The 23,572-nt window shown below is 66.6% G+C and carries 21 protein-coding genes and 2 tRNA genes; 18 read left to right on the top strand and 5 right to left on the bottom strand.

Annotated elements, in window-relative coordinates; all coding sequences use genetic code 11:
- The first annotated feature begins 45 nt into the window (after window positions 1-45).
- From ACIQCS_RS13610 to ACIQCS_RS13600, 3 genes are all read left to right on the top strand, one after another.
- The gene (locus ACIQCS_RS13610) at window positions 46-1,680 is read left to right on the top strand and encodes a CTP synthase (protein ID WP_345851682.1); all 1,635 of its coding nucleotides are present in this window, start codon (window positions 46-48) and stop codon (window positions 1,678-1,680) included.
- Between the two features lie 333 nt (window positions 1,681-2,013).
- Window positions 2,014-2,649: a peptidylprolyl isomerase gene (locus tag ACIQCS_RS13605; protein WP_345851683.1), complete on the top strand. Its 636-nt coding sequence runs from the start codon at window positions 2,014-2,016 to the stop codon at window positions 2,647-2,649.
- 202 nt (window positions 2,650-2,851) lie between these two features.
- Window positions 2,852-4,708 (top strand): methyl-accepting chemotaxis protein, encoded by a 1,857-nt coding sequence (locus ACIQCS_RS13600; protein WP_345851685.1) that lies wholly within the window; start codon window positions 2,852-2,854, stop codon window positions 4,706-4,708.
- 276 nt (window positions 4,709-4,984) lie between these two features.
- Here the strand turns inward: ACIQCS_RS13600 and ACIQCS_RS13595 are convergent, their stop codons facing one another.
- Window positions 4,985-5,455 carry an Hsp20 family protein gene (locus ACIQCS_RS13595; protein ID WP_345851686.1) on the bottom strand — a complete coding sequence of 157 codons (471 nt, stop codon included), beginning with the start codon at window positions 5,453-5,455 and terminating at the stop codon, window positions 4,985-4,987.
- Window positions 5,456-5,706: 251 nt separating this feature from the next.
- On the opposite strand from ACIQCS_RS13595, the gene ACIQCS_RS13590 reads away from it, so the two are divergent.
- Window positions 5,707-8,202, top strand: coding sequence for a TonB-dependent receptor (locus tag ACIQCS_RS13590; protein ID WP_345851687.1), 2,496 nt, complete (start codon window positions 5,707-5,709; stop codon window positions 8,200-8,202).
- A 156-nt stretch (window positions 8,203-8,358) separates the two neighbouring features.
- Window positions 8,359-9,048, top strand: coding sequence for a hypothetical protein (locus ACIQCS_RS13585; protein ID WP_401531123.1), 690 nt, complete (start codon window positions 8,359-8,361; stop codon window positions 9,046-9,048).
- On the opposite strand, the gene ACIQCS_RS13580 is transcribed toward ACIQCS_RS13585, so the two are convergent.
- Complete coding sequence (locus ACIQCS_RS13580) at window positions 9,042-9,866, bottom strand: PAS domain-containing protein (RefSeq protein ID WP_345851689.1); 825 nt, start codon at window positions 9,864-9,866, stop codon at window positions 9,042-9,044. The genes ACIQCS_RS13585 and ACIQCS_RS13580 overlap by 7 nt on opposite strands.
- 364 nt (window positions 9,867-10,230) lie before the next feature.
- On the opposite strand from ACIQCS_RS13580, the gene ACIQCS_RS13575 reads away from it, so the two are divergent.
- From ACIQCS_RS13575 to ACIQCS_RS13540, 8 genes are all read left to right on the top strand, one after another.
- Window positions 10,231-10,680 carry a TadE/TadG family type IV pilus assembly protein gene (locus ACIQCS_RS13575; protein WP_401531121.1) on the top strand — a complete coding sequence of 150 codons (450 nt, stop codon included), beginning with the start codon at window positions 10,231-10,233 and terminating at the stop codon, window positions 10,678-10,680.
- Between the two features lie 8 nt (window positions 10,681-10,688).
- Window positions 10,689-12,332: a pilus assembly protein TadG-related protein gene (locus ACIQCS_RS13570; RefSeq protein WP_345851693.1), complete on the top strand. Its 1,644-nt coding sequence runs from the start codon at window positions 10,689-10,691 to the stop codon at window positions 12,330-12,332.
- Between the two features lie 62 nt (window positions 12,333-12,394).
- Window positions 12,395-12,721 (top strand): PilZ domain-containing protein, encoded by a 327-nt coding sequence (locus tag ACIQCS_RS13565; protein WP_345851695.1) that lies wholly within the window; start codon window positions 12,395-12,397, stop codon window positions 12,719-12,721.
- Window positions 12,722-13,073: 352 nt separating this feature from the next.
- Entirely contained in the window at window positions 13,074-14,324 is a 1,251-nt protein-coding gene (locus ACIQCS_RS13560; protein ID WP_345852102.1) for a lipoprotein-releasing ABC transporter permease subunit, read from the top strand.
- Window positions 14,317-15,021: an ABC transporter ATP-binding protein gene (locus ACIQCS_RS13555; RefSeq protein WP_345851697.1), complete on the top strand. Its 705-nt coding sequence runs from the start codon at window positions 14,317-14,319 to the stop codon at window positions 15,019-15,021. The genes ACIQCS_RS13560 and ACIQCS_RS13555 overlap by 8 nt, the downstream gene beginning before the upstream one ends.
- The gene (lepB, locus tag ACIQCS_RS13550) at window positions 15,018-15,683 is read left to right on the top strand and encodes a signal peptidase I (RefSeq protein WP_345851700.1); all 666 of its coding nucleotides are present in this window, start codon (window positions 15,018-15,020) and stop codon (window positions 15,681-15,683) included. Before ACIQCS_RS13555 ends, lepB begins: the two co-directional genes overlap by 4 nt.
- Window positions 15,680-16,276, top strand: coding sequence for a GNAT family protein (locus ACIQCS_RS13545; protein WP_345851702.1), 597 nt, complete (start codon window positions 15,680-15,682; stop codon window positions 16,274-16,276). The genes lepB and ACIQCS_RS13545 overlap by 4 nt, the downstream gene beginning before the upstream one ends.
- Window positions 16,273-16,752 (top strand): glutathione peroxidase, encoded by a 480-nt coding sequence (locus ACIQCS_RS13540; protein WP_345851704.1) that lies wholly within the window; start codon window positions 16,273-16,275, stop codon window positions 16,750-16,752. The genes ACIQCS_RS13545 and ACIQCS_RS13540 overlap by 4 nt, the downstream gene beginning before the upstream one ends.
- On the opposite strand, the gene ACIQCS_RS13535 is transcribed toward ACIQCS_RS13540, so the two are convergent.
- On the bottom strand, window positions 16,706-17,176 hold the full coding sequence (locus ACIQCS_RS13535) for a hypothetical protein (protein WP_345851705.1): 471 nt from the start codon (window positions 17,174-17,176) through the stop codon (window positions 16,706-16,708). The genes ACIQCS_RS13540 and ACIQCS_RS13535 overlap by 47 nt on opposite strands.
- Window positions 17,176-17,685, bottom strand: a complete 510-nt coding sequence (locus tag ACIQCS_RS13530) for a hypothetical protein (protein ID WP_345851706.1) — start codon at window positions 17,683-17,685, stop codon at window positions 17,176-17,178. Before ACIQCS_RS13530 ends, ACIQCS_RS13535 begins: the two co-directional genes overlap by 1 nt.
- 293 nt (window positions 17,686-17,978) lie before the next feature.
- Between ACIQCS_RS13530 and ACIQCS_RS13525 the strand changes: the two genes are divergently transcribed.
- On the top strand, window positions 17,979-19,235 hold the full coding sequence (locus tag ACIQCS_RS13525; RefSeq protein ID WP_345851707.1) for a hypothetical protein: 1,257 nt from the start codon (window positions 17,979-17,981) through the stop codon (window positions 19,233-19,235).
- Window positions 19,236-19,290: 55 nt separating this feature from the next.
- Here ACIQCS_RS13525 and ACIQCS_RS13520 read toward each other — a convergent pair whose 3' ends face one another.
- Entirely contained in the window at window positions 19,291-19,752 is a 462-nt protein-coding gene (locus ACIQCS_RS13520) for an Lrp/AsnC family transcriptional regulator (RefSeq protein WP_345851708.1), read from the bottom strand.
- 180 nt (window positions 19,753-19,932) lie between these two features.
- On the opposite strand from ACIQCS_RS13520, the gene ACIQCS_RS13515 reads away from it, so the two are divergent.
- The 4 genes from ACIQCS_RS13515 (at window position 19,933) to ACIQCS_RS13500 (ending at window position 23,459) form a co-directional block, all read left to right on the top strand.
- The gene (locus ACIQCS_RS13515) at window positions 19,933-22,212 is read left to right on the top strand and encodes a histidine kinase dimerization/phospho-acceptor domain-containing protein (RefSeq protein ID WP_345851710.1); all 2,280 of its coding nucleotides are present in this window, start codon (window positions 19,933-19,935) and stop codon (window positions 22,210-22,212) included.
- 37 nt (window positions 22,213-22,249) lie between these two features.
- Window positions 22,250-23,230 carry a polysaccharide deacetylase family protein gene (locus tag ACIQCS_RS13510; RefSeq protein ID WP_345851711.1) on the top strand — a complete coding sequence of 327 codons (981 nt, stop codon included), beginning with the start codon at window positions 22,250-22,252 and terminating at the stop codon, window positions 23,228-23,230.
- Window positions 23,231-23,255: 25 nt separating this feature from the next.
- A tRNA-Ile gene (locus tag ACIQCS_RS13505) sits at window positions 23,256-23,332 on the top strand.
- A gap of 50 nt (window positions 23,333-23,382) precedes the next feature.
- Window positions 23,383-23,459, top strand: a tRNA-Pro gene (locus tag ACIQCS_RS13500).
- Window positions 23,460-23,572 lie beyond the last annotated feature (113 nt).

Genomic DNA, 23,572 nt, shown 5'->3' with positions numbered 1-23,572 from the left:
GCACGCTTGCCGGTGTGCGCCCATTCACGTTAGGCGTTTTCTCCCATGGCGCGGTATATCTTCATCACCGGCGGCGTGGTCTCCTCGCTCGGCAAGGGTCTCATGGCGGCGAGCCTCGCGGCTTTGCTCCAGGCTCGTGGCTATCGGGTCCGCATCCGCAAGTTCGATCCCTATCTCAACGTCGATCCCGGCACGATGTCGCCGCACCAGCATGGTGAGGTGTACGTGACCGACGACGGCGCCGAGACCGATCTCGACCTGGGGCATTACGAGCGCTTCACCGGCGTCGCATCGCGCCAGTCGGACAACATCACCTCGGGCCGGATCTACAAGACGATCATCGAGCGCGAGCGCCGCGGCGACTATCTGGGCGCTACCGTCCAGGTGATCCCGCACGTGACGGATGCGATCAAGGCGTTCGCCCAGGAAGATACCGAGGATCTCGATTTCGTGCTGTGCGAGATCGGCGGCACCGTCGGCGACATCGAGTCGCTGCCGTTCGTCGAAGCCATTCGCCAGCTTCGCAATGATCTGGGCCGCAACCAGTCGGTCAGCGTCCATCTCACCCTGGTGCCGTACATCGCGGCCGCCGGCGAGCTGAAGACCAAGCCGACTCAGCACAGCGTCCGGGAACTTGCCTCGCTCGGCGTCCATGCCGACGTCATCGTCTGCCGCAGCGAGAAGCCGCTGCCGGCGAGCGACCGCGCCAAGATCGCGCTGTTCTGCAACGTGCCCGCCTCGTCGGTCATTCCGGCGCTCGACGCGCCGAGCATCTACGGCGTGCCGCTCCAATATCATGCCGAGGGCCTCGACGTCGAAGTGCTCAAGGCCTTCGGCATCGACGTCCAGGGCTCGCCCGACCTCAGCCGCTGGGAAGAGATCGTCGACCGGGTCCTCAATCCCGAGGGCGAAGTCACGATCGGCGTGGTCGGCAAATATATGGGCGTGCCCGACGCTTATAAGTCGCTCACCGAAGCGCTCACGCATGGCGGCATCGCCAATCGGGTGAAGGTCAATATCCGCTGGCTCGACGCCGAGCTGTTCGAGCACGACAAGGAGGAAGAGATCACCGCGGCGCTCGAGCCGCTGCACGGCATCCTCGTCCCCGGCGGCTTCGGCGAGCGCGGCAGCGAGGGCAAGATCGCCGGCGTGAAGTTCGCCCGCGAGCGCAGCGTGCCGTTCTTCGGTATCTGCCTCGGCATGCAGATGGCCTGTATCGAGGGCGCCCGGGCCGGCGGCGTCGCCGACGCCTCCACCACTGAGTTCGGCCCGACCGAGCAGCCGGTGGTGGGCATGATCACCGAGTGGATGACTTCGGAAGGCCTGCAGACGCGCGAGGCGGGCGGCGACCTGGGCGGCACGATGCGTCTCGGCGCCTATCCTGCGAAGCTCGGGGGCAATTCGGTGGTCGCCTCGATCTACGGAGCGGAGGAGATCAGCGAGCGCCATCGCCACCGTTACGAGGTCAACACCGCCTACAAGCCGGTGCTCGAGCGGGGCGGATTGGTCTTCTCGGGCATGTCGCCGGACGGTTCGCTGCCCGAGATCGTCGAGCGGCCGGACCATCCCTGGTTCGTCGGCGTGCAGTTCCACCCGGAACTCAAGTCGAAGCCCTTCGATCCGCATCCCCTGTTCGCCAGCTTCATCCAGGCGGCGGTGCGACAGAGCCGGCTGGTCTGATCCCGACTGCATCGATACGCGAAAGGCCGGGCCGGGTGCCCGGCCCTTTTGTTCGCGCTACGACGCCACGGCGCGAGGATGTTGCGCTCGCGGTTGGGGTGTGACGCGTCAGCGGCAGGAATTACCTGGTCTCCGATGTGAAGAGTGTTGCCGGCGCGCCTCCGCGTGAACAAGATCTTCTTCGTCGCGCCGTAGCGTCGTCGCGCGAATCAACATTGCCCATCGCCAACCCCGCGGGCCCGGCGCAGGAGGGTATGGCGCATGCCGGGTTTCGAGGCGCTTCGCGTCGAAACCCCCTCCAAATTCCTGCCCGCATCGATTAGCGAGCGGCCCATGCGTATCCTGTTCGCCGTTCTCGCCCCGTTTCTCATTGCCGCCGCCGCGCCGCAGGAGCCCGCCACGGTCCGTGTCCGCGTCGTCACTTCGGCGGGCAACATCACGCTCGCGCTCGATGCGAAGCGCGCCCCGAAGACGGTCGCCAACTTCATGGCCTATGTCGACGATGGCCGGCTCGACGGCACGCAATTCTATCGATCGGCCCGGCGCAAGGGTGCGCCGACCCAGGGCTTCGTCCAGGGCGGCATCGGCACCGATGCGCGGCGCATGCTGCCCTCGGTCCTGCTCGAACCGACCAGCCAGACCGGCATCCGCCACCTCGACGCCACCGTCTCGATGGCGCATGGCCCCAATCCCGACGGCGCCAATTGCAACTTCTCGATCATGGTCGGGCCGAATCCCGGTCTCGATGCGCGCGGGGCCTATCGCGGCTTCGCGGCGTTCGGGAAGGTGATCTCCGGCATGGACGTGGTGAAGCGCATCCTCGCGCTCCCCACCGGCGGCGGCCGCGATGCGATGAAGGACCAGATGATCCTTCAGCCGGTCCGGATCCTGCGCGTCGAGCGGCTGGACGGTGCCGCCCGGCCCTCCGGCTATGCAAAGCCCTGGCTGTTCGGGCCGGCATCGCGGTAGTTTCCCGCTACGGGGAAGTCCAGGATCGCCCCTGGACACAAACTGGCAAAATATATTCCTCCGATTTGGTTCGATTGGTCCGGCCCTCTCCTATTACGAGGGTTGGGATTAGATCGAAATGCCCTCCGCTCGCAGGCTTCTCGCGTCTGGCCCGAAAAATAGTTTCGGATGCCGGCCCCCCGGTCCGGCAGGGAGGGAATTGATGATTATTCAGGATATGCCGATACCGCGGAAACTTGCGGTCGCCTTCGTCACGCTCGTCTGCATCTTTGCCGGCATCGGCTGGCTGCTCTTCTCGAGCCTGCAGACGGTCGGAACCGCCTCCGAGGACAAGGAGCGCGCGTTCGACGTCACTGCCAGCGCCGACCAGATCATGACGCAGGTCCTCGAGGAGCAGAGTGCCGTCCGCGCCTATGTCATCCTGCGGAATGCGGATTTCCTGGTCACCTACAAGGATGCCCGCAAGAAGATCGACGAGGCGGCCGACGCCTTCCGGCGCGACACCAAGCTCCCCGAGCAGCGGGCACGGCTCGAGAAGCTGATGAACGCGGTCCGCGAACTCGACGGCAAGCTCGACAACATGATCGCGCTCGCTCGCAACCCGGCGACCCAGGCCGAGGCGCAGCAGCTCGCCGGCGTCAAGCAGCTCGGCGCGATTCGCGAAGTGATGGGCGAGATCAGCCAGATCCAGGCGGAGCGCGTGGCCTCGACCAAGAAGGTGGAAGCCGATGCCCGTGCCGGCGCGGTGGCCGCGCTCACCTTTGGCGGCGCGTTCGGCATCGCCATGGCGGTGCTGCTCGGCTGGCTGCTCACCCGGATGATCGCGCGGCCGATCGAGGGAATGACCACGCTGATGGGTCGCCTGGCCGGTGGCGAGAACAGGATCGAGGTGCCGGGCACCGACCGCAAGGACGAAGTGGGCGGCATGGCCAAGGCAGTGCTCGTCTTCCGCGACGCCGCGGTCGCCAAGGAAAAGGCCGATGCGGCGAAGCTGGTCGCCGATGCCGAGCAGCAGCACGTCGTCACCGAGCTCACCACGGGGCTCGACAATCTGGCGAAGGGCGATCTCACCACCGAGATATCGAGCGCGTTCGCGCCCGAATACGGCGCGCTCAAGACCAATTTCAACTCGGCGCTCAATGCGCTGCGCACCCTGATCGGTTCGGTCGTCGAGGGTGCGGCGAGCATCCGCACGGGCTCGGGCGAGATCGCCCAGGCCTCTGAGGACCTGGCCCGCCGCACCGAGAGCAATGCCGCGTCGCTCGAGGAGACTTCGGCCGCGATCAGCCAGATGGACGACCGGCTCAAGGCGACCGCCAAGGCGGCGGGCAGCACGCTCTCGCGCGCCAATCAGGCAATCGCGACGGTCGGCGACGGCCGTTCGGTCGCCGACGACGCCGTCCAGGCGATGACTCGCGTGTCGGAAAGCGCCAAGGGCATCGATTCGGTGATCGAGGGCCTCGACAAGATCGCCTTCCAGACCCGGGTGCTCGCGATGAACGCGGCGGTGGAAGCGGGCCGCGCCGGCGAGGCGGGCCGCGGCTTCGCGGTGGTCGCCGATCTCGTCTCGGCGCTGGCGATGCGCGCCGAGGAGGAAGCCGGCCGCGCCCGCGACCAGCTGACCGCGACTCAGGCGGATATCGTCGATGCCGTGGCGATGGTGCAGAAGGTGGACGGCGCGCTGGTCGCCATTTCGGGGGATGTCGACGAAGTGCACGACCTGCTCGCCAACATCGCCGCCGACAATGAGGCACAATCCTCGGCAGTCACCCAGATCGCCGTGGCGATCGGCACCATGGACCAGGCGACCCAGCAGAATGCCGCGATGGTCGAGGAGACCTCGGCTGCCTCGCGTAACCTGAGCTCGGAAGTCCAGCTCCTCTCGGAACAGGCTTCGGCGTTCAACATCGGGGCGGGCCAGGCGCCGGCGCGCCGCCCGGCTGCCCCCGCCACCGATATCCGCGAGAAGGTCGCGCCCGGCTATGTGTCGCCGGTCAAGCCGCTGCCTGCCGCCGCCGTCTCCGCGCTCACCCGCGCCGACGACTGGGCTTCGTTCTGATAATTCATATAAGAAAAGAGATTTGAAATTTGAAAAACTAGTCGCGTCGCGCTATATTGTCAGTGCGAGCATTGGAGAGGGGAGGGCGAAAGCTCTCCCCTCTTTTCTTGTTGATCGCATCGCCTGCGGATTCCGGCGACATCCATTCGCCTCAGTCCTTGCCGGGCTTGTTCCGGAGTCCACCGCCCAACGACAAAGGGCGCCCGGACCAGGGTCCGAGCGCCCCCCGCTGCGACGTCCAAAGGGAGGAAGACGTCGCGAGCCCTGGCCGGTCCGTCAGGCCGCGTCGGCCTCGCGGTGCGCGATCGGGCGCGGTTGGCCGCCGGCATTCACCGCGATCTTCTTGGGCTTCATCGCCTCGGGCACTTCGCGCACCAGCTCGATCACCAGCAAGCCGTCGGCAAGGTCGGCGCTTTCGACGCGAACGAAGTCGGCCAGTTCGAAGCGGCGCTCGAAGCTGCGGGTGGCGATGCCCAGGTGCAGATAGGCGCCCTGGTTGTTCTCATTCTCCTCGCGACGCCTGCCGGCCACGAGCAGCAGGTTCTGCTGCGCGGTGATGTCGATCTCATCGGCCTTGAAGCCGGCGACGGCGATCGTGATCCGGTAGCGGTCCTCGGCAACGCGCTCGAGGTTGAACGGGGGATAGTTTTCGGATGCCTGGGCCCGGGCGCTGGCCTCGAGCAGGTCGAACAACCGGTCGAACCCGATGGTCGATCGGCGGAAGGGAGTGAAATCGAACTGACGCATATCAAGACCTCCATGCGAAGCGAATTGATCGATGTGCCTGGCATCCGGTGAGCCGCGACGCCCGGCCGGCGGCCCCTGCTGGGCGCCGCCTGGAGTTGAGATCGTGTTGGACCGCATGGCTTTCAAGGTGCGCCGGAACGAGGCCCGCCGGCGCCGGGCAACCCAGGCTAGGCATCGCTAAACATCTCCTTGTTCGCTAATATCCATTAAATGAGTGGAGATTAAGCGCAACACGGCCAAAGGGGATGATGATGAGCCTTGCTTCGCTTTCGCTACTGCTTCTGGCCAGTGCCGCGCCGGCGCCCGCCGGGGCGCTGCGCGACGATCCGGTCGCCGCGAGCGCCAAGGACGAGCAGCAGGCCAGGCCGGCACAGGAGAGCGGCAGCGGCGAGATCGTCGTCACCGCGCGCCGCCGCGAAGAGAAGGCGCAGGACGTGCCGATCGCCATGTCGGTGATCGGCGGCTCGGCGATCGAGCAGACCGGCGCGACCAATCTCAACCGCCTCCAGACTTCGCTGCCGGCGGTGCAATTCTATTCGAGCAACCCGCGCAACTCGGCGATCAACATCCGCGGCCTGGGCGCGCCCTTCGGCCTCACCAATGACGGCATCGAGCAGGGCGTCGGCTTCTATCTCGACCAGGTGTACATTGGCCGCATCGGCGCCTCGACGTTCGATTTCGTCGATGTCGAGCGCGTGGAAGTGCTGCGCGGGCCGCAGGGCACGCTCTATGGCAAGAACACCACTGCCGGCGCGATCAACATCACCACCCGGGCGCCCAGCTTCACGCCGGAGACCAAGGTCGAGCTGAGCCTGGGCAACTACGACCTGATCTCGGCCAAGGCCTCGGTCTCGGGTCCGCTCAGCGACAAGCTCGCGATCCGCATCTCCAGCGCGGTCACCAGCCGCGAGGGGACGATCGAGAATGTCCGCACCGGCGAGGATCTCCACAAGCAGCGCACCAGCAGTTTCCGCGGCCAGCTCCTCTGGAAGGTGAACGACGATCTCGACTTCACGCTGGCAGGCGACTGGAACCTCCAGAATCCGCTGTGCTGCGTGCAATATTATGCCCGGGTCGGCGCTACCCAGCGGCCGCTCTCCCGCCAATATGCGGCATTGGCGGCGGCGTTCGGCTATACGCCGCCGAGCACCGATCCGTTCGACCGCAAGACCGATCTCGATGCGGCGATCAAGTCGCAGCAGGAAATCGGCGGCGCTTCGCTGGTCGCCAACTGGAATCTCGGCCCGGCGACTCTGACTTCGGTCAGCGCCTGGCGCTATTGGGACTGGCAGCCGAAGAACGACCGCGACTTCACCGGTCTGCCGATCACCACCGTCTCGCAGAATCCGTCGCAGCAGCGGCAGTTCAGCCAGGAATTCCGCCTGAGCTCGAACGGCGATGGTCGGCTGAACTACACGCTCGGCGCGTTCTTCTTCCATCAGACCATCAACACCCAGGGCTCGCAGGTCCAGGGTTCGGCGGCGAGCCGCTGGCTGCTCAATCCGGGCAATGTTCCGCTCGGGGCCACCGGGTGCGCGACGGCGACGGCTGCGGCCTGCAATCCGCTGGTGCTGAACGGGCTGACCTCGACCAACACGATCAACTTCGACAACACCAGCTTCGCGCTGTTCGGCAAGCTCAACTGGCAGCCGGTGGACGGCCTCCATATCCAGCCCGGCCTGCGCGTGAACTATGACAAGAAGTCCGGTTTCTACGAGGCCGTCGTCAGCATTCACAACGCGCGCTACAATTATGTCGCGACGGCGGACAATGTCGCGGCGCTGCTGGCGAACGGCACGGCGACTGCGGACCAGCTGAACACGCTGGCGCCGCAGCGCTACAGCCCGCGCTTCAGCGACTGGAACGTCTCGGGCGACATTACTGTCTCCTATGACCTGTCGCGCGACATCCACGCCTATGCGACCTATGCGCGCAGCTTCAAGTCGGGCGGCATCAACCTCTCCGGCCTGCCGCTCAATTCGACCAGCACCGGAGTCGACCTCTCCACCCAGACCGTGAAGCCCGAAAAGGTCGATCACTTCGAAGTGGGGCTCAAGACCCAGTTCCTCGATCGCCGGGTGACCTTCAACACCGCCGCCTTCTGGACCGAGATCAAGGACTATCAGGCGACGGTGAACAACAACGCGATCAACGTGATCCGCGGTTATCTCGCCAATGCCGGCAAGGTGCGGGTGCGCGGGTTCGAATGGGACCTGGCGGCGCGCCCGAGCCAGCGGTTCAACCTCTATTTCAACGGCGCCTATACCGACGCCAAATATACCGACTTCAAGAACGCGCCGTGCCCGCCCGAGCTTTCCGGCGGCGCCGCGACTGCGCCCGGCGGCGTGACCGATCCGGCGGGGACGCCCGGCGGCCGCAGCCCCGCCTTCTGCGACATTTCGGGCCAGGTGCTGCCGGGCATCTCGAAATGGTCGCTCAGCTGGGGCGGCGAGGTGCGCCAGCCCCTGGGCGACGGCAATGTCTATCTGGGCTATGACGGCAACTGGCGCTCGAGATTCTCGTCCAACCCGTCGCCTTCCGCCTATACCTGGATCGATGCCTATTCGCTGTCCAATGTCCGCCTCGGCTGGCGGCGTTCGGACCTCAACGTCTATGGCTGGGTCCGCAACGTCTTCGACAAGCAGTATTTCGAGCTGCTTTCGGTCCAGTCGGGCAGCACCGGCCTGATCGTCGGTCAGCCGGGCGATCCGAGAACCTATGGCCTGACGATCAGCAAGAATTTCTGAACCTTGCGAGACTGACCTCCTGCCATGGCCGGGGGAGGTTGGGGAGGGGAGGCGGCGCCCGCACCGCCTCCCTTCTTTTCCTGTCGATTTGCACCGGACAATTTGAGCCAAGCTTAACCAACATCAAGTATCCCGATCTCCTATATTGGGAAGATCATGCGTGTAGCCACGGGATCCTTGCCGAGTTTCAGCAATGCGGGCCTGCTCGCCACGCTGGCCTCTGCCTGTCAGATCTGCGGCGGGTTGATCTGGGTGAACTCCGCCGCCTTCACGCCGTCGGGCTATGCCAATGTCGCGTTGATCGCGTCGCTCTGCATCTCCGTGCTGGTGCTCTCGCGGCTCACCATCCCCAATGGCGTCCGGGCGGCGCTGGTGCTCGGCGTGATCACGGTGCTGCTCGGCGTGGCGGTGCGCGGTGACATCACCGGGGTGAAGCAGGTGAGCGCGATGGTCTCCGCCGCGGTGAGCGGCCGCCCCGGCGGCGTCGTGATGCCCGAGGAGCAGGTCGTCGGGCAGGCGAGGCGAAGTTCCGCCTCGCCGGCGCGCATCGATCTGCGGCCGGGCGAGGGCGGGGATGCAGGCTGGGCCGAGCGGATCAACGATGCGGCCCGCGTCCAGATCGCGGGCGGCGCACCCGCGGAGATCCATGGCAATGTCACGCTCGAGGGCGGCAATATCGGCAACCCGCGCATCGGCTGGGCCGTCACCTGGGCAGGGGTGACGCTTTCCTGCGGCCGCCTGAGCGCGGTGGGGAACCACACGGATGGGCTCACCAACCAGGTGGTGGGAACGTTCAAGCGCTCGATCTCGCGGACCGCGGCGCTGCAGCGCCCGTCCTGTTACTGAACGGTTTCCGCGCTCGGATCGAGCGTGACGATCACGATCGCTCCGCCCACGGCATAGCCGCTGGCGAGCGGTGCGATCGAGACGCGCGCGCCGAGCTCCTCCGCGCCGCCGCACAGCAGTCGCGCATCGAATGCCTCCGCCTCGGAACGGCCGCTCAGGACCCGCTCGATCGCGTCGCGGGCCGTGGTGCGGTCGCGCACCGCGAGCAGATCGACGAAGCGAAGCCCCAGGATGCGTTCCCTTGCGAGACCGACCATCCGGGCGAATTCGGCCTCGACCATCGTCACCGTGCCGCGCACCGTCAGGCGGATCACCTCGATCCTGCCATGCGCCGCGCGGGCCTTCTCGAGCGCGGTCTGCTCGGCCAGCCTGGCTTCCTCGTCGCCCTCGTAGCTTAGCCGTACCAGCAGCGCGACGCCCTCCACCCAGGGAAAGGCGCGGATGCGCAGCCGCGTGCCGCTCTCCTCGTCGAGCGCCAGGTCGAACTGGGCCTGCTCGCCGCTGCGCAGCACATGGCGCAGGCTGGAAACCAGGGTGGCATGGGTGGATGCCGGCAAGGCATCGGTGGCCGGCGAACCAATCAGCGCGGCGGGCGTGCGCCCCAGGATCAGCGCGGCGGCGCTCGACGCATCGGTGACCTTCAACTCGGGATCGATCACCAGCAACCCGCCGTCCATATGCTCGACGAGAAACTGATATTCGAGTTCCCGATGGGTGCTGTCCCGTTCGCCGCTCCCCTGTTCGGCGTCCCAGCTCTCGGCCGCGAGCAGCACGTAGCGGGGGCGTCCGTGATAGGTGATCGTGACGGGGCCGTGCATGGCGCGATCCTGCCAATATGCAAAATTGCGCGTAAGTTCAGCTGATGAAACAGTCTGCACTGATGAGCGTTGCATAGTTGAATGCTCTCGAACGATTTTGGGACGACGGCAGTTTTTACGTTGCGACCGCTGTAGATTCGAGAATTGCGTAATTTGCTCAATTTCAGTTTGACATGTAGAATACAACAAAGTTAACACAAATCAAGACCGCCTAGGTCGAAAATGGTGTTAAAAATCAAGGGGATCGTCCCGATCCGGGCGGCCCCGGGTTCGCGCCTTCATGGCCGAGGTTTACTGAAAATCCGGATATACCGCCAGCGGCGACGCGAGCGATTTGGAAGCTCTCATGTGCGAAGAATCGCGCATGTGTCTGCGTTCGCCTTGCTTGGCCAAGAAGCCGCTCCGTGCCGGCCTCCGGCTGTGGCGCGAACGGCGCGGCGCCGCCGCTATCGAGATGGCGTTCTCGCTGCCGATCCTGCTGATGCTGATCTGCGGGATCGTCACCTATGGCGGCTGGTTCCTTTGCGCCAACAGCGTGCAGCAGGCGGCGAACGAGGCGGCGCGCGCGGCGATCGGCGGTCTTGACCCCAATGAGCGCGCCGCCCTGGCCCGCACCGCTCTGGACGCCAATCTGCGCAAGACCGGCACGCTCAATCCCGATCGCGTCGACACGCTCATCGACGATGACGGGCGTACGCTGACGGTCCACCTCTCCTATGACGCGTCGAACGATCCGCTGCTTTCGATCAAGCTGGTGCCGCTGCCCAGCAAGGTGATCGAGCGCAGCTCGACGGTGACGCTGACTCCTCCATGAGGCGCGCCATGGCCATCCTGTCCGTGTTGCGCCGTTTCAGGCGCGATCGCGGTGGCAACGTCACCATGATCTTCGCCGGCGGCTTCGTGATGCTGGCGGGATCGGCGGCGTTCGCGGTCGATACCGGCTCGCTCTATCTTGAGAAGCGGCGGCTGCAGGGCGTGGCGGACGCAGCGGCGCTGAGCGCGGCGAACAGCCAGGCGGCGGACGCCGCGGCGCGCCAGGCAATGGCGGCGAACCAGGCGAATGACGCGAGTATCGAGAAGCTCGAGCGCGGCACCTATTCCGCCGACAGCACGGTGGCGCCGTCCGCCCGCTTCATCGCCTCTGGCGACGGCAACGCCATTCGCCTCACCATGGGCCGCGACGTGCCGCTGTTCTTCGGCAAGTTCCTCACCGGGCACCCGACGGCGCGCGTGTCGGTGACGGCGACGGCGGCGCGGGTGGATCTCGCCTCCTTCTCGATCGGCTCGCGGCTGGCGTCGGTAAGCGGCGGGCTGCCCGGCCAGCTGCTCTCCGGGTTGGCCGGCACGGATCTCAACCTCAACGTGATGGATGCGCAGGGGCTGGTGAGCGCCGATGTCGATCTCCTTGCCTTCATCGATGCGTTGCGTACCCAGGCCAATCTTCAAGGCCTGACCTTTGGCGAGACGCTCGCGACCGATGTCAGCCTGCCCAAGGCGCTCAGTGCCATGGCGGCCGCGACGGGGAATGCGAGCGCGCAATCGGCATTGCGGGGCATTGCCGCGCGCGTGCCGCCGGTCACGGTGCAGCTCTCGAAGCTGATCGACCTCGGTCCGCTGTCCGGCGAGACCAAGACCGATCCGGCGCGCCCGATCAAGGCCGATGGCTATGCACTCGTGCGCGAGATGCTTCAGACCGCCACGGGCAAGCGCCAGGTCGATCTCGATCTGGCGGCGGGCGTCCCGGGGCTGCTTTCCACCAAGGTTTCGCTGGCGATCGGCGAACGGCCGGCGCAATCGCCCTGGCTCGCCGTGGCCAAGGACCGCAGCGTCAAGGTGCGTACCGCCCAGACTCGCCTCTATGTCGATACCAAGGTGGGCGGTTCGGGCCTGCTGGGCGCGGCTTCGATCCATCTGCCGCTCTTCGTCGAGCTGGCCAAGGCCGAGGCATCGCTGCGGAGCATCTCGTGCCCGACGCCGGCGACTGCGACGGTCGGTCTCGACGTCACCACCTCGGCGGGACAAGTGGCGATCGGCGATGTCGACACTGCGGCGCTGGGCAATTTCAACGCCGCGATCACGCCCCGCCGGACGACATTGGTGAAAGTGCTGCTGCTGGCCGAGGTGACGGGCCAGTCGAACGTCAATCTGGGCGGCGCGGGCGCGCAGCAGGTGACGTTCACGGCGCAGGAGATCGCCGCCGGCAAGACGCACACCGTGTCGACCAACGACATCGCCGCCGGGGTGGCGGCATCGCTGGTGCGCGACATGGATCTGCAGGTGAACACGCTGGGGCTCGGGATCAATCTGTCGCTCGTCACTTCCGCGGTGGGGACGGTGCTTCAGGGGGCGGCGGCGCCGCTGGATTCGCTGCTGGGCGATCTCACCGGGCTGCTGGGGGTGAGCGTCGGGCAGGCGGACGTGCGCGTGAACGGTCTGCGTTGCGGCAAGCCGATCTTGGTTGGGTAGGGGATCTGAGTTGGGGTTGGGGAATGCGTGGTGATCGAAGAGGACTGAAGATTACGCAGGGCGTGGACCGGCGTGAGGCGATGCGCTGGCCGGTATCGATTGCCGTGGCGGTGAAGGAATCGCGTTTCTGTTTCCAGGACGTGCGCCTGGTGGAGATTTCGCGCCTGGGCTGCCGGCTCGAGACGGGCTTCCTGCTCGAGCTGGGAATGGAGACGGTGTTGCGGCTGCCCGGCTTCAAGCCGCTGCCCGCCAGGGTGGTCTGGAGCAATCGCGCTGCGGCCGGCCTGCAATTCGTCGCGCCGTTGCATCCGGGCGTAGTCACGCACATCATGAGCCTGCCGACGCCGGAGCAACAGGCGAGCTATCGTCCGCTTTCGGAGCCGCGCTGAAAAACGCCGGATTTCCAGGGGCCGGAAACGGCAAACGCCCGGACCGTTTCCGATCCGGGCGCCTGCGTGACGAATGCTCGTCAGCCCCCTTTGTCAGGCCCAGCCCGCACACTCGTACTTGCCTACGAGCGGGGCTTGGAGCCTCCCCGAACCACGGCCTTTCGCCTGCGCTTCGACAGGAGTTTTGCTAAGCGTCCGCACCCGCTTTGTCACTGGCATTACAAGGGGTAGGCGCAGATTGGTCTCACCCTGTGTTGAATCGGCAACATAGCGGTTCGCAGTAGGAATTCGCCGCCATCTGCCCTAGATCGGCCGGAGACCTGTTTTCTCGGCGAGTTACAAGACCCGCATGCTGCTGATTTCACGCTATGAGCGGATGATCGCCCGCCGCTACCTGCTGCCCGGGCGGAGCGAGGCGTTCATCGCCGTCGTTGCCGGATTCAGCCTTGTCGCCGTCATGCTCGGCGTCGCCGCGCTGATCGTGGTGATGAGCGTGATGAACGGCTTCCGCGCCGAACTGTTCGACAAGATCACCGGATTGAACGGCCATGCCGTGGTCCAGGGCTATGGCGGCCAGTTGCGCAACTGGCGCGGGGTGCTGGAGGAGGCGAGGAAGACGCCGGGCATCACCAGCGCCACGCCGCTGATCGAGCAGCCGCTCTTCGCCACCTATAATGGCCGGGCCGAGTTCATCCAGCTGCGCGGCATGCGGATGGAGGACATCCTCAGCAATCCCACGCTCAAGGGCAAGGAAGTCGTCGGATCGCTCAAGAGCCTGAAGCCGGGCGGAGAGCAGGTGGCGATCGGCTCGCGCCTGGCGGAATCGCTGGGGGCCACGGTGGGCAGCGAGATATCGATCCTCAACCCCGCCGGGGCGGCGACGCCCTTCGGCACCATGCCGCGCATCGTGAAATACAAAGTCGCCGCGATATTCGAAGTGGGCGTGTACGATTACGACAAGGTCTTCGCGGTCATGCCGATCGAGGACGCGCAGACGCTGCTGCTGCTCGGCGACGGCGTTTCGATGATCGAGCTGGAAACCGTCGATCCGGACCGGGTGGCGCAGATCCTCCAGCCGCTGAACGACAAGGTGAGCGGCGTCGGCCAGATCACCGACTGGCGGATGATGAACTCCGAGCTGTTCGAGGCGCTGGCGGTGGACCGCACCGTCTCCTTCACTATCCTGTCGATCATCCTGGTGGTCGCCGCTTTCAACATCGTCTCGTCGCTGATCATGCTGGTGCGCGCCAAGACGCGGGACATCGCGGTGTTGCGCACGATGGGCGCCACGCGGGGCGGGCTGATGCGCATCTTCGTGACCGTGGGCACCACGATCGGCGCGCTGGGCGTGGCGGCGGGCGGCGTGCTGGGCTTCCTCTTCATCACTTTCCGCGAGGCGGTGGTGAAGTTCATCGGGCTGGTGACCGGCCAGAATATCTGGGATCCGCAAATGCGCTTCCTGACCGAGCTGCCGGCCAAGACCGATCCATTCCAGACGATAGGCATCTGCGTGATGGCGCTGATCTTCTGCTTCCTCGCCACGCTGTATCCGGCCTGGAAGGCCGCGAGCACCGATCCGGTGCAGGTGCTGCGCTATGAATAATCCCGAGGGGGGCGCCGCGAACGGCGCCGGGCCGGTCCTGCAGACGCACGGCCTCAAGCGCAGCTTCAGCCAGGGCGGCGAGACGATCGAGGTGCTGCGCGGCATCGATCTCGCGGTGCAGCCGGGCGAGATCGTCGCGCTGCTCGGCCCCTCGGGTTCGGGCAAGTCGACTCTGCTCCAGGCGGTGGGCCTGCTCGAGGGCGGGTTCGAGGGATCGATCCGCATCGTCGGCAAGGAAGCCGCCCAGCTCGACAGCCCGAGCCGCACCGCGGTGCGCCGCGACCATCTGGGCTTCGTCTATCAGTTCCATCACCTGCTGCCCGACTTCAACGCGCTCGAGAATGTCGTGCTGCCGCAGATGATCCACGGGGCGCTGCGTGCCGATGCGGACAAGCGCGCCGAGGAACTGCTCACCGCGCTGGGCCTCGGGCATCGGCTGACGCACCGGCCGAGCCAGCTTTCGGGCGGCGAGCAGCAGCGCGTCGCCGTTGCCCGCGCGCTCGCCAACAAGCCGGCGCTGGTGCTGGCGGACGAGCCCACCGGCAATCTCGACGAAGTGACTTCGGACAAGGTGCTGGCCGAGTTTCTCGGCCTGGTCCGCACCCAGGGTTCGGCTGCGCTGATCGCCACGCACAACGAGCGCCTCGCCGCGCGGATGGATCGCGTGGTGCGGCTGCACGAGGGGCATCTGGAGTGAAGCATCGCGAGCGCTGGATCCCGATCACCCTGGGGCTCGGAGCGCTCGTGCTGGCAACAGGTGCCTGGTTTGCCTGGCCGGTGGCGCGGCATGCCTTCGACTCCGGGCGCCAGCTCCGCTCGCTCTACATTCCCTCCCAATCGATGCAGCCTACGTTGCAGATCGGCGATCGATTCTCTCCGCGCGACATCGGCCCGAAGGGACCGGCACGGGGCGAGGTCATCGTCTATCGATTGGGTGAGGAGATGCATGTCGGGCGCGTCGTCGGCCTTGCCGGCGACAGCGTCGCGCTGGCGGGCGGTATCGTCTCGATCAATGGCAGGCCGGTGCCGCAGAAGCAGATCGGCACGGAAATCGCTGGCGAGCCGGGCGTGCCCGCCCGGAAACTGCTGGAGCAATTCCCGGGGGAAGCGCAGCCGCATGCCATCCTGGATCAGCAGGCGACACCCCAGGACGATTTCGCCGCCGTCGTCGTTCCCGCCGGGCACCTCTTCGTAATGGGCGACAATCGCGACAACAGCGCGGACAGCCGGTTCCCGCGCGACAGCTTCGGTGTCGGCATGCTGCCCGAGAAGGATGCGCTCGGGCGCGTCGATTTCATATCCTGGTCGATGGAGCGCCCGGGGCGCTTCGATCGTCCGATCACCAGGATCGACAGATGACCGCCTGGCGCGAGATCCCGACGCTCAGCGGACGTCACGTCACGCTGCGCCCGATGGACCGCGCGGATCGCGCCGATCTGCTCCTGGCCTTTGCCGGGCTCCGCCATCTTTTCCACACGACGGTGCCGGACGAGGCCAGCATCGACGCCTGGATGGACCGGATCGAGAACGAAGCGGCGGCGGGCCGGGGGCTGCCCTTCACCGTGCTCGACGCCGAGGGGCGGATATCGGGCGCCACTCGCTTCCTGCGGATGAGCGAGGGGCATCGCCGCGTCGAGATCGGCGGCACGCTCTATGCGCCGCGTGTCCAGCGCACCGGGCTCAACACCGAGGCCAAGTACCTGCTGCTTCGCCATGCCTTCGATGTGCTCGAGGTGAATTGCGTGCAGATCCGCACCGATTTCCTCAATCAGGCCTCGCGCCGCGCGATCGAGCGGCTGGGCGCGCGGATGGACGGCGTGCTGCGCGGCCATCTGATCCTGAAGGGTCATATGCGTGACAGCGTGGTCTATTCGATCCTCGCGCAGGAATGGCCCGGCGTTCGCCGCAATATCGAGTTATTGATGGCCCGCTACGAAGGAGAGGCCGCATGAACGCGATCACCGACATTCCCGTCCGCAAGCCCGGCGGCGAGGAGACCACGCTCGCCGATCACGCCGGCGAAGTCCTGCTCATCGTCAACACCGCCTCCAAATGCGGCTTCACCCCGCAATATGCCGGGCTCGAGGCACTGCACCGCGCGTACAAGGACCGCGGCTTCTCCGTGCTCGCCTTTCCCTGCAACCAGTTCGGCGCGCAGGAGCCGGGCGATGCGGAGGAAATCGCCAGCTTCTGCTCGCTCACCTATGACGTGACTTTCCCGGTCTATGCCAAGATCGACGTCAACGGCCCCGATGCCGCGCCCCTGTTCGATGCGCTGAAGCGCGCCGCGCCGGGCGTGCTCGGTTCGAAGGGAATCAAGTGGAACTTCACCAAGTTCCTCGTCGACCGGACCGGGACGAAGGTCGAGCGGTTCGCGCCGACTACCAGCCCCGACGCGATTGGCCCCGAGATCGAGAAGCTGCTGTAATCCGGCCCGGTGCCGGCAGCAGCGGCATCGGCGGTAGCGCGGGTCGGGCCGGGCGGCGCAGGCGATCGAAGATGCTGGCCATCACGAAGCGGCCGGTGAGGCCCAGCAGCATGGTCATGCCGGCGCGGCGCGGGCGGGCGCGCCGCTGACCGCGAGTCTCGACCGGCGCTGCGTTGCGCGGGCGATGGCGACGCGGGGCGGGGGGCAGGGCCATGCGCTCGGCAACCGCCGCGGCGCTCCCGCCCCGGTCGCGCCGCCGCCAGACCACCTTCTGTCCGGCAGGAATCTCTTCCCATTCCTCGGCTCCGGTCGCGCGGAGAAGATCGTCGCCACAGCGGATGCACAGCGAGAATTCCCTCTCGCCGCTGCGATAGTGCGTCGGCATCGCGGCATGGCCGAGCAGCCGACAGCGCAGCGCGCCCATCAGCGGCGAGCCGGGCGCGCGCGGCGCGAGCCGGCGCGGGGCAAGTGGCGATGCGTTACCTGCCAGCTGGCGAGCTCGCGGAACCGACCGTCGACATGGGTCACCGCGAGCCGCGGGTTCCAGATCTCGAACCGGTCGCCGGTGCCGACGATCAGCGCCATGCTCTCGATCCGGCCGAGATGGCGCATCACTGCCGGAAGCGTCAGCCCCCGCTCGCTGCGCGGCGCGACTTCGACGATGCCGAACAGCCGGCGCATGCGCTGGTGATGCTGTTGCGCATCGCGACCGGCGTCCTCGTCGGCCAGGCGCCAGCGTTCGGTGCGCGTGCGAATCTCCTGGAGATGCGACCTGGCATAGCCGACCAGGCACTGATCGCGCTCGTGCGTGGACAGAAACAGCGGCTCTTCGGGGGCGGGAAGGCCCAGCGCCCTGGCCATGGTGTCGGCAAGCAGGACATTGCCGTCCGCATCGACTTCGCAAAGCGCACACCCAAGATACAGGGAACTCATTTTACCCCTTCCAACGCAACGAGTTACTCGTACCGTCCACAGGCTTATCCACAGGGTTAACGCACATCAACCAAAATTTGCGGACGAGGCGTTCGAATTGTGGGGCGGGCCGTTGGATTCCCGGGACGGGACGGGCGGGCGGGAGCCTCCGTTGCCTCACGGAGGGCGTGGCCGTTAAAATGGCGTTCATCGCAGAACGGGCATCCGCGACGGGGATCGGCTTGAACGGCGCGTGTGGGGCAACTAGAGGTGCGCCGAAAGCCCCGCCCTTTCCCCGTTTAGGAGAGTTTCGCATGAACTTCGCTTCCAAGCTCGCGCTGGCCGCCGTGCTGTCGCTGGGCACCACTGCGCTGACGGTGGCTCCAGCCGCCGCGCAGAAGAAGAAGGATGACAAGAACGCCCCGGCCGCGAACCAGCTTCAGGTCAGCGACGAGTTTCGCAAGCCCGCCGCCGCCGCCGAAGCCGCGGTGAAGGCCAAGGACTGGGCGACCGCCGAGCCGCAGATCGCAGCCGCCGAGGCAGCGGCGAAGAATGACGACGAGAAGTTCTTCGCGGCCTCGATGCGTCTCCAGCTCGAGCTGGGCCGCGGCAATGAGGCAGGGCAGATCGCGCCGCTGCAGGTGTTGGTGGCCAGCCCGCGCAGCGCGCCGGACGCAGTGGGCCCCTACAATGCCCGCCTGAACTTCCTGCTCGGCAAGGCGGCGGCGTCGCAGAAGAAGCACGCCGATGTCATCACCTACATGACCAAGGCCCGCCAGCTGGGCGAGAAGAATGTCGACATCCCGCTGATGCTGGCGAATTCCTATGCCGCCACCGGCAAGAATGCCGAGGCGGCCGCCGAAGCGCGTAACGCCATCGAGTTCGCCAAGTCGACGGGCCAGAAGGCGCCGGAAGCCTGGTATCAGTTCGCCATCCCGAAGGTGACCGCCAGCGGCAATCGCGAGGCGACCTATGACTGGCTCGCTTATTATCTGAAGGACTATCCGGCGGTGAAGAACTGGCGCTGGGCGATCGAAGTGCTCGGCCAGGGCGCCAAGGGCACGGATCGCGCCGCCAAGACCGAGCGCATCGATCTCTACCGCCTTCGCCGCATCACGAACTCGCTGGCCGATCGCGGTGACTATGCCGATTATGCCTATGCGGCGCAGTCCTCGGGCCTGCCGTGGGAAGCGATCTCGGTGATCGAGGAAGGCCGCAAGAACGGCAAGCTGCCGACGACCGATGCCGATGGCAACCGCACCTACACGGCGGCCCAGGCCGGCGTGAAGAGCAGCCCGCCGCTCGACACGCTGGCCAAGCAGGGCGGCGCCGGCAATGCCGACGCGCTGCTCGCCGCCGGCGACAATGTCCGCGCGCTCGAGCTCTATGACGCGGCGCTCGCCAAGGGCGGCGCGGATACCAATGAGATCAACCTGCACCGTGGCATCGCGCTGCAGCGCCTGGGCCGCAAGGAAGAGGCGAAAGCGGCGTTCCAGGCGGTGAAGACCGGCCCGTACGTCAACGTCGCGCTGCTCTGGCAGGTCTCGCTCGACACGCCGCCGCTCAGCTGAGCGCGGCTTCATGCCGAACAGGGAGGGGGCGGCAGCGATGCCGCCCCTTTTCGTATCAGGCGACCGGCACCCCGGGCAGCGCCTTGGACGTCCGGATGGTGAGCGAAGTCTTCACATGCTCGACGTTCGGTGCCGGAGTGAGCCGCGTCGTCAGGATATGCTGGAAGCTCTGCAGGTCGGGGGCGACGATCTTCAGGATGAAATCGATCTCGCCGTTGAGCATGTGGCATTCGCGGACTTCGGGAATATCCGCCATCATCTGCTCGAAGGCGCGCAGGTCTGCTTCCGCCTGGCTCTTCAGGCTCACCATGGCGAACACGGTGAGGTTGTAGCCCAGCGCAGCCGGATCGAGCGCGGCATGATAGCCGGTGATCGCCCCCTGCTGCTCCAGAGCCCGCACCCGCCTGAGGCAGGGCGGCGCCGTCAGCCCAACGCGTTCGGCAAGCTCGACATTGGTCATGCGGCCATTGTCCTGCAACAGGCCGAGGATCCGTATGTCGATATCGTCGAATCGCATTTATGTTCCTTCTATCTTTTGATTCGTTTCCGTGTGTTGCGTTTAGACATAATATTATTACGCCGCAACGCAATTGTCCCACAATGCGACGTGCCGAAATCGACAGTTCCGAACCGGCGCTTCGCGAGTTAAGGATTCCTTACGGCGCGCGTTGTGGTGCCGGGCAAGGGTAGGCAGGCGTTGCGCTTCGACGATACATTGGAGACGGTGCTCGCCTCGGACCTGGGCTCGCCTTATGGCGTCCAGTCCGCCTGGCGCCAGCTCGTCGACCTGATCGGCCGCCGCCGTGCCGCTGCCGGCAATCGCGCGATGGGCGTGCTTCGCACGATTCGCGAATCCGTGCCGCTGCCGGTTCGCGCCGCCAGCGCCCGCGCACTCGAACATGCCGATCCGCCCCCGCCGCTCGTGCGTCTGTTTGCGCTCGACGAGCTCCAGGTGGCGCTCCCCGTGCTGCGTAGCGCGCGGATGAACTCGGTCGAGTGGATCCAGCTGCTGCCCGAACTCGCGCCCGCGGCGCGCGCGATATTGCGCAACCGGCGCGACCTCAGCCCGGCGGTGCGCCGTGCGCTCGACAGTTTCGGCCCGATCGATTTCGTGCTGCCCGACGAGACGGTGAAGGAGGCGCCGGTCGAACCCGCCGTTCCCGAAGCGGAAACGGTAGCGGTGGCCGAGGTGATGACAGTCGACTGGTCCGAGGTCGTCGATGCGCGCCCGGCCGAGCCGGCACCGGTGGCAGTCGAGGTCGAGGCGGTCGAGCCTCCGGCCGAGCGCGGCGAGGACGTTGCCGCGGACGTGCCCGAAGCCGAGCCCGAGCCCGAGCCCGAAGCCGAGCTGGAGCCTGAAGCCGGGAGCAAGCCGCTCGTCTATTGGAGCTCCACCACGCCCCAGCGCCTGCCGGCGCATGAGGCGACCCTCGCCACATTGCTGGGCCGCCTGCCCATGGCGGTCCCGGCCGCAGACGCGGCGGAGGAGCTGGCGGCCGGGGATCTCGGCCCGGCGGGCGCCGGCCTCGAAGAGGCGGAGGCATTTGTCGAGCCCGTGCCGGTGGGCGATCCGGAGTCCGAGGTTGCGGCCGCTGCGCCCGAAATGGAGGACCTTTCCTTCGTCGCGCTCGCCGGCGTCGCGCCGTCGATCACCGTTCCGGCAACGCAAGTGGCTGAAGAGCTCCAAATTCCGATCCACCCGGTCCAATCCGGGACAGGCGAGTCAGGCGCTTCCGCCGAAGCGATTGCGCTGCCGGAGGCAGGCGCGCAGGGTCCGGCCATGGAGCATAGCGATAGCCTGGCCGCAGAAGTGCGGCAGATTGCGGCAGAAGCTGCGGGCGACCATGACGGCACCTTCGAGATCGCCGATGTCGTGGCGCGGATCGACGCATTCTGGCGCCATCGCGAGGAAACCGGCCCGAAGGATCCGCCCGCGCCACGCCCGGTCGATGATTTCCGCTTCGAGACCGATGCCAAGGGCATGATCCGCTGGGTCGACGGCGTCAGCCGCGCGCCGTTGATCGGCGTGTCGCTCGATAGCCAGGCCGCTCCCGGCGCATCGGAGGCGTCGCGGGTGGATGGTGTCGCCGCGGGTGCTTTCCGTCGCCGCGCCGGCTTCTCCAATGCCCGCCTCTCGGTGGAAGGCGAATCGGATGCGGCGGGCGACTGGCTGATTTCGGCGATCCCCGTCTTCGATCCTGGCAATGGCCGTTTCACCGGCTATCGCGGCACGGCTCGCCGGCCGCGCGTCGACGAGCGGGCCGAGCCGCTGCGCACCGCGCCGGCACCGGCGATGCCGGCCGATTCGCTCCGGCAGCTCGTGCATGAACTGCGCACGCCGACCAATGCGATCGCGGGCTTCGCGGAGATGATCGAGGCACAGATGCTCGGCCCGGTGGGTGATGCCTATCGCGACCGGGCGCAGGTGATCCGTTCGCAGGCGCGCGAATTGCTGGGTGCGATCGATGATCTCGATCTCGCCGCGCGCATCGACAGTGCCGCGCTCTCGCTGGTGCCTGGCCAGATCGCGTTGCGGCCCGTGCTCGCGACGATCGCCGACGACCTTGCGCCACTGGCCGAGCTGCGCGGCTCGGTGATCGCGCTGCCGATCGCCGATCTTTCCGTCACCGGGGATCGCCGCGCGATCGAGCGATTGCTCGCGCGCCTTCTCGCGACGCTCGTATCGGCCAGCGGGCAGGGGGAGCGGATCGGCGTGCACATGGCGCTGGAGACTGCCGAGGCAGTGTCGATCACGATCGATCGTCCCCAGGCGCTTGCCGACTATCCCGGCGATTCGGTGCTCGATATCGATGACGAGCGCGAGGACACGACGTTGCTGGGCACCGGTTTCGCGCTTCGGCTCGCGCGGAACCTCTCCCGCGAACTGGGTGGCGGGCTCGTCATCGGCCGCGAGAGCTTGACTTTGCGGCTTCCGGCCGCCGTAAACGAGCAGGTGGGCCAGGCACATCTAAGCTGAAGTGGGGGGCGACGCTCCAGATCGCGGCGGTTATCGCGTGCCCGCACCCGATCCGCGCGCGCGCCTGCAATGGCCGGACGATTTCGGCACCCGCTTCACCATCTTCGTGGACACCGAGGAGGAGTTTGACTGGGGCGCGCCGCTCAGTTCCGATGCGGACGGGACGCGGCACATGGCCGCGCTGCCCCCGGTGCACGCACGTTTCGCCGCGGCGGGCGTGCCGCTCACCTATCTTGTCGACTATCCGATCGCGACCTCGCCGCTCGCCATCGACGTGCTGCGCGAGGTCATGCAGGATGGCTGCTCGGCGATCGGCACGCAGCTCCATCCCTGGGTAAATCCTCCGCACCGCGAGGAAGTGAACGGGTTCAACAGCTTCACGGGTAATCTTCCGGTCGATCTGCAGCGTGCCAAGCTCGTGGTGCTCACCGATGCGGTGGAGCGCGCCTTCGGGCGCCGTCCGCTGGTCTATCGCGCCGGTCGTTACGGAATCGGGCCGGAGACGCCGGCTCTGCTTGCCGGGCTCGGCTATCGGATCGATAGCTCGATGCGCTCGGCCTATGATTATTCCGGGGAGGGCGGGCCCGATTTCCTCGCGGTGCCCAATCATGCCTTTCGCCTGGGCGAACTGATCGAGCTGCCCTTCACCACGGTCTTCACCGGCCGCATGCGGCGTGGCGGGGCGAGGCTGCACCGCAGCCTGGGCCGGTTCCCGCACGGGATCGGCATCGCGTCGCGTCTGGGCCTGCTTTCCCGCGTGTCGCTCACGCCGGAAGACATGCCGCTGGGCGAAGCCAAGGAAGCGATTCGCGTCGCCGTGGGAGAGGGGCTGCGGCTGCTCAACTTCGCCTTTCATTCGCCTTCGGTGGAGCCCGGCCATACGCCCTATGTGCGCACCGCGGCGGATCTGGCGGCGTTCCTGCGCTGGTGGGACGAGGTGCTCGCCCTGCTCGACCGGCTGGGCGTGCGGGCGGCATCCGTGGATCAGATCGTCACAGCGACTTGCGGCCCGGCCTGAGGTTCCGCTAGGGCCGGTTTGCTGGGGGCCTGTAGCTCAATTGGTTAGAGCTGGCCGCTCATAACGGCTAGGTTGCGGGTTCAAGTCCTGCCGGGCCCACCAGCAGCGGTCTTGTGTCGGGTGCGTCTTGCGCCTAGGGCCGCAATCCGCGTCGGGGAGTGGCGCAGCCCGGTAGCGCGCTTGCTTTGGGAGCAAGATGTCGCAGGTTCGAATCCTGTCTCCCCGACCATTATATTTGATCTGTATAACAGGTTGATTTTAAATAGAAAATTAGGCAATAAATTGCCTGTGTAGGAATTGTGCAGAACTTTTTTGCACGGGCTACGCGAAACCCGCTGGCTG

The organism is Sphingomonas sp. NPDC092440 (genome assembly GCF_044754985.1).
Taxonomy (GTDB): domain Bacteria; phylum Pseudomonadota; class Alphaproteobacteria; order Sphingomonadales; family Sphingomonadaceae; genus Sphingomonas.
This window is presented reverse-complemented; position numbering and strand designations above follow the sequence as displayed.

What these genes read in the sequence shown, in the direction of transcription:
- ACIQCS_RS13610 (WP_345851682.1), top strand. Translation starts at nt 46, where the DNA reads ATGGCGCGGTATATCTTCATCACCGGCGGCGTGGTCTCCTCGCTCGGC.
- ACIQCS_RS13605 (WP_345851683.1), top strand. Translation starts at nt 2,014, where the DNA reads ATGCGTATCCTGTTCGCCGTTCTCGCCCCGTTTCTCATTGCCGCCGCC.
- ACIQCS_RS13600 (WP_345851685.1), top strand. Translation starts at nt 2,852, where the DNA reads ATGATTATTCAGGATATGCCGATACCGCGGAAACTTGCGGTCGCCTTC.
- ACIQCS_RS13595 (WP_345851686.1), bottom strand. Translation starts at nt 5,455, where the DNA reads ATGCGTCAGTTCGATTTCACTCCCTTCCGCCGATCGACCATCGGGTTC.
- ACIQCS_RS13590 (WP_345851687.1), top strand. Translation starts at nt 5,707, where the DNA reads ATGAGCCTTGCTTCGCTTTCGCTACTGCTTCTGGCCAGTGCCGCGCCG.
- ACIQCS_RS13585 (WP_401531123.1), top strand. Translation starts at nt 8,359, where the DNA reads ATGCGTGTAGCCACGGGATCCTTGCCGAGTTTCAGCAATGCGGGCCTG.
- ACIQCS_RS13580 (WP_345851689.1), bottom strand. Translation starts at nt 9,866, where the DNA reads ATGCACGGCCCCGTCACGATCACCTATCACGGACGCCCCCGCTACGTG.
- ACIQCS_RS13575 (WP_401531121.1), top strand. Translation starts at nt 10,231, where the DNA reads ATGTGTCTGCGTTCGCCTTGCTTGGCCAAGAAGCCGCTCCGTGCCGGC.
- ACIQCS_RS13570 (WP_345851693.1), top strand. Translation starts at nt 10,689, where the DNA reads ATGGCCATCCTGTCCGTGTTGCGCCGTTTCAGGCGCGATCGCGGTGGC.
- ACIQCS_RS13555 (WP_345851697.1), top strand. Translation starts at nt 14,317, where the DNA reads ATGAATAATCCCGAGGGGGGCGCCGCGAACGGCGCCGGGCCGGTCCTG.
- ACIQCS_RS13545 (WP_345851702.1), top strand. Translation starts at nt 15,680, where the DNA reads ATGACCGCCTGGCGCGAGATCCCGACGCTCAGCGGACGTCACGTCACG.
- ACIQCS_RS13540 (WP_345851704.1), top strand. Translation starts at nt 16,273, where the DNA reads ATGAACGCGATCACCGACATTCCCGTCCGCAAGCCCGGCGGCGAGGAG.
- ACIQCS_RS13535 (WP_345851705.1), bottom strand. Translation starts at nt 17,176, where the DNA reads ATGGGCGCGCTGCGCTGTCGGCTGCTCGGCCATGCCGCGATGCCGACG.
- ACIQCS_RS13530 (WP_345851706.1), bottom strand. Translation starts at nt 17,685, where the DNA reads ATGAGTTCCCTGTATCTTGGGTGTGCGCTTTGCGAAGTCGATGCGGAC.
- ACIQCS_RS13525 (WP_345851707.1), top strand. Translation starts at nt 17,979, where the DNA reads ATGAACTTCGCTTCCAAGCTCGCGCTGGCCGCCGTGCTGTCGCTGGGC.
- ACIQCS_RS13520 (WP_345851708.1), bottom strand. Translation starts at nt 19,752, where the DNA reads ATGCGATTCGACGATATCGACATACGGATCCTCGGCCTGTTGCAGGAC.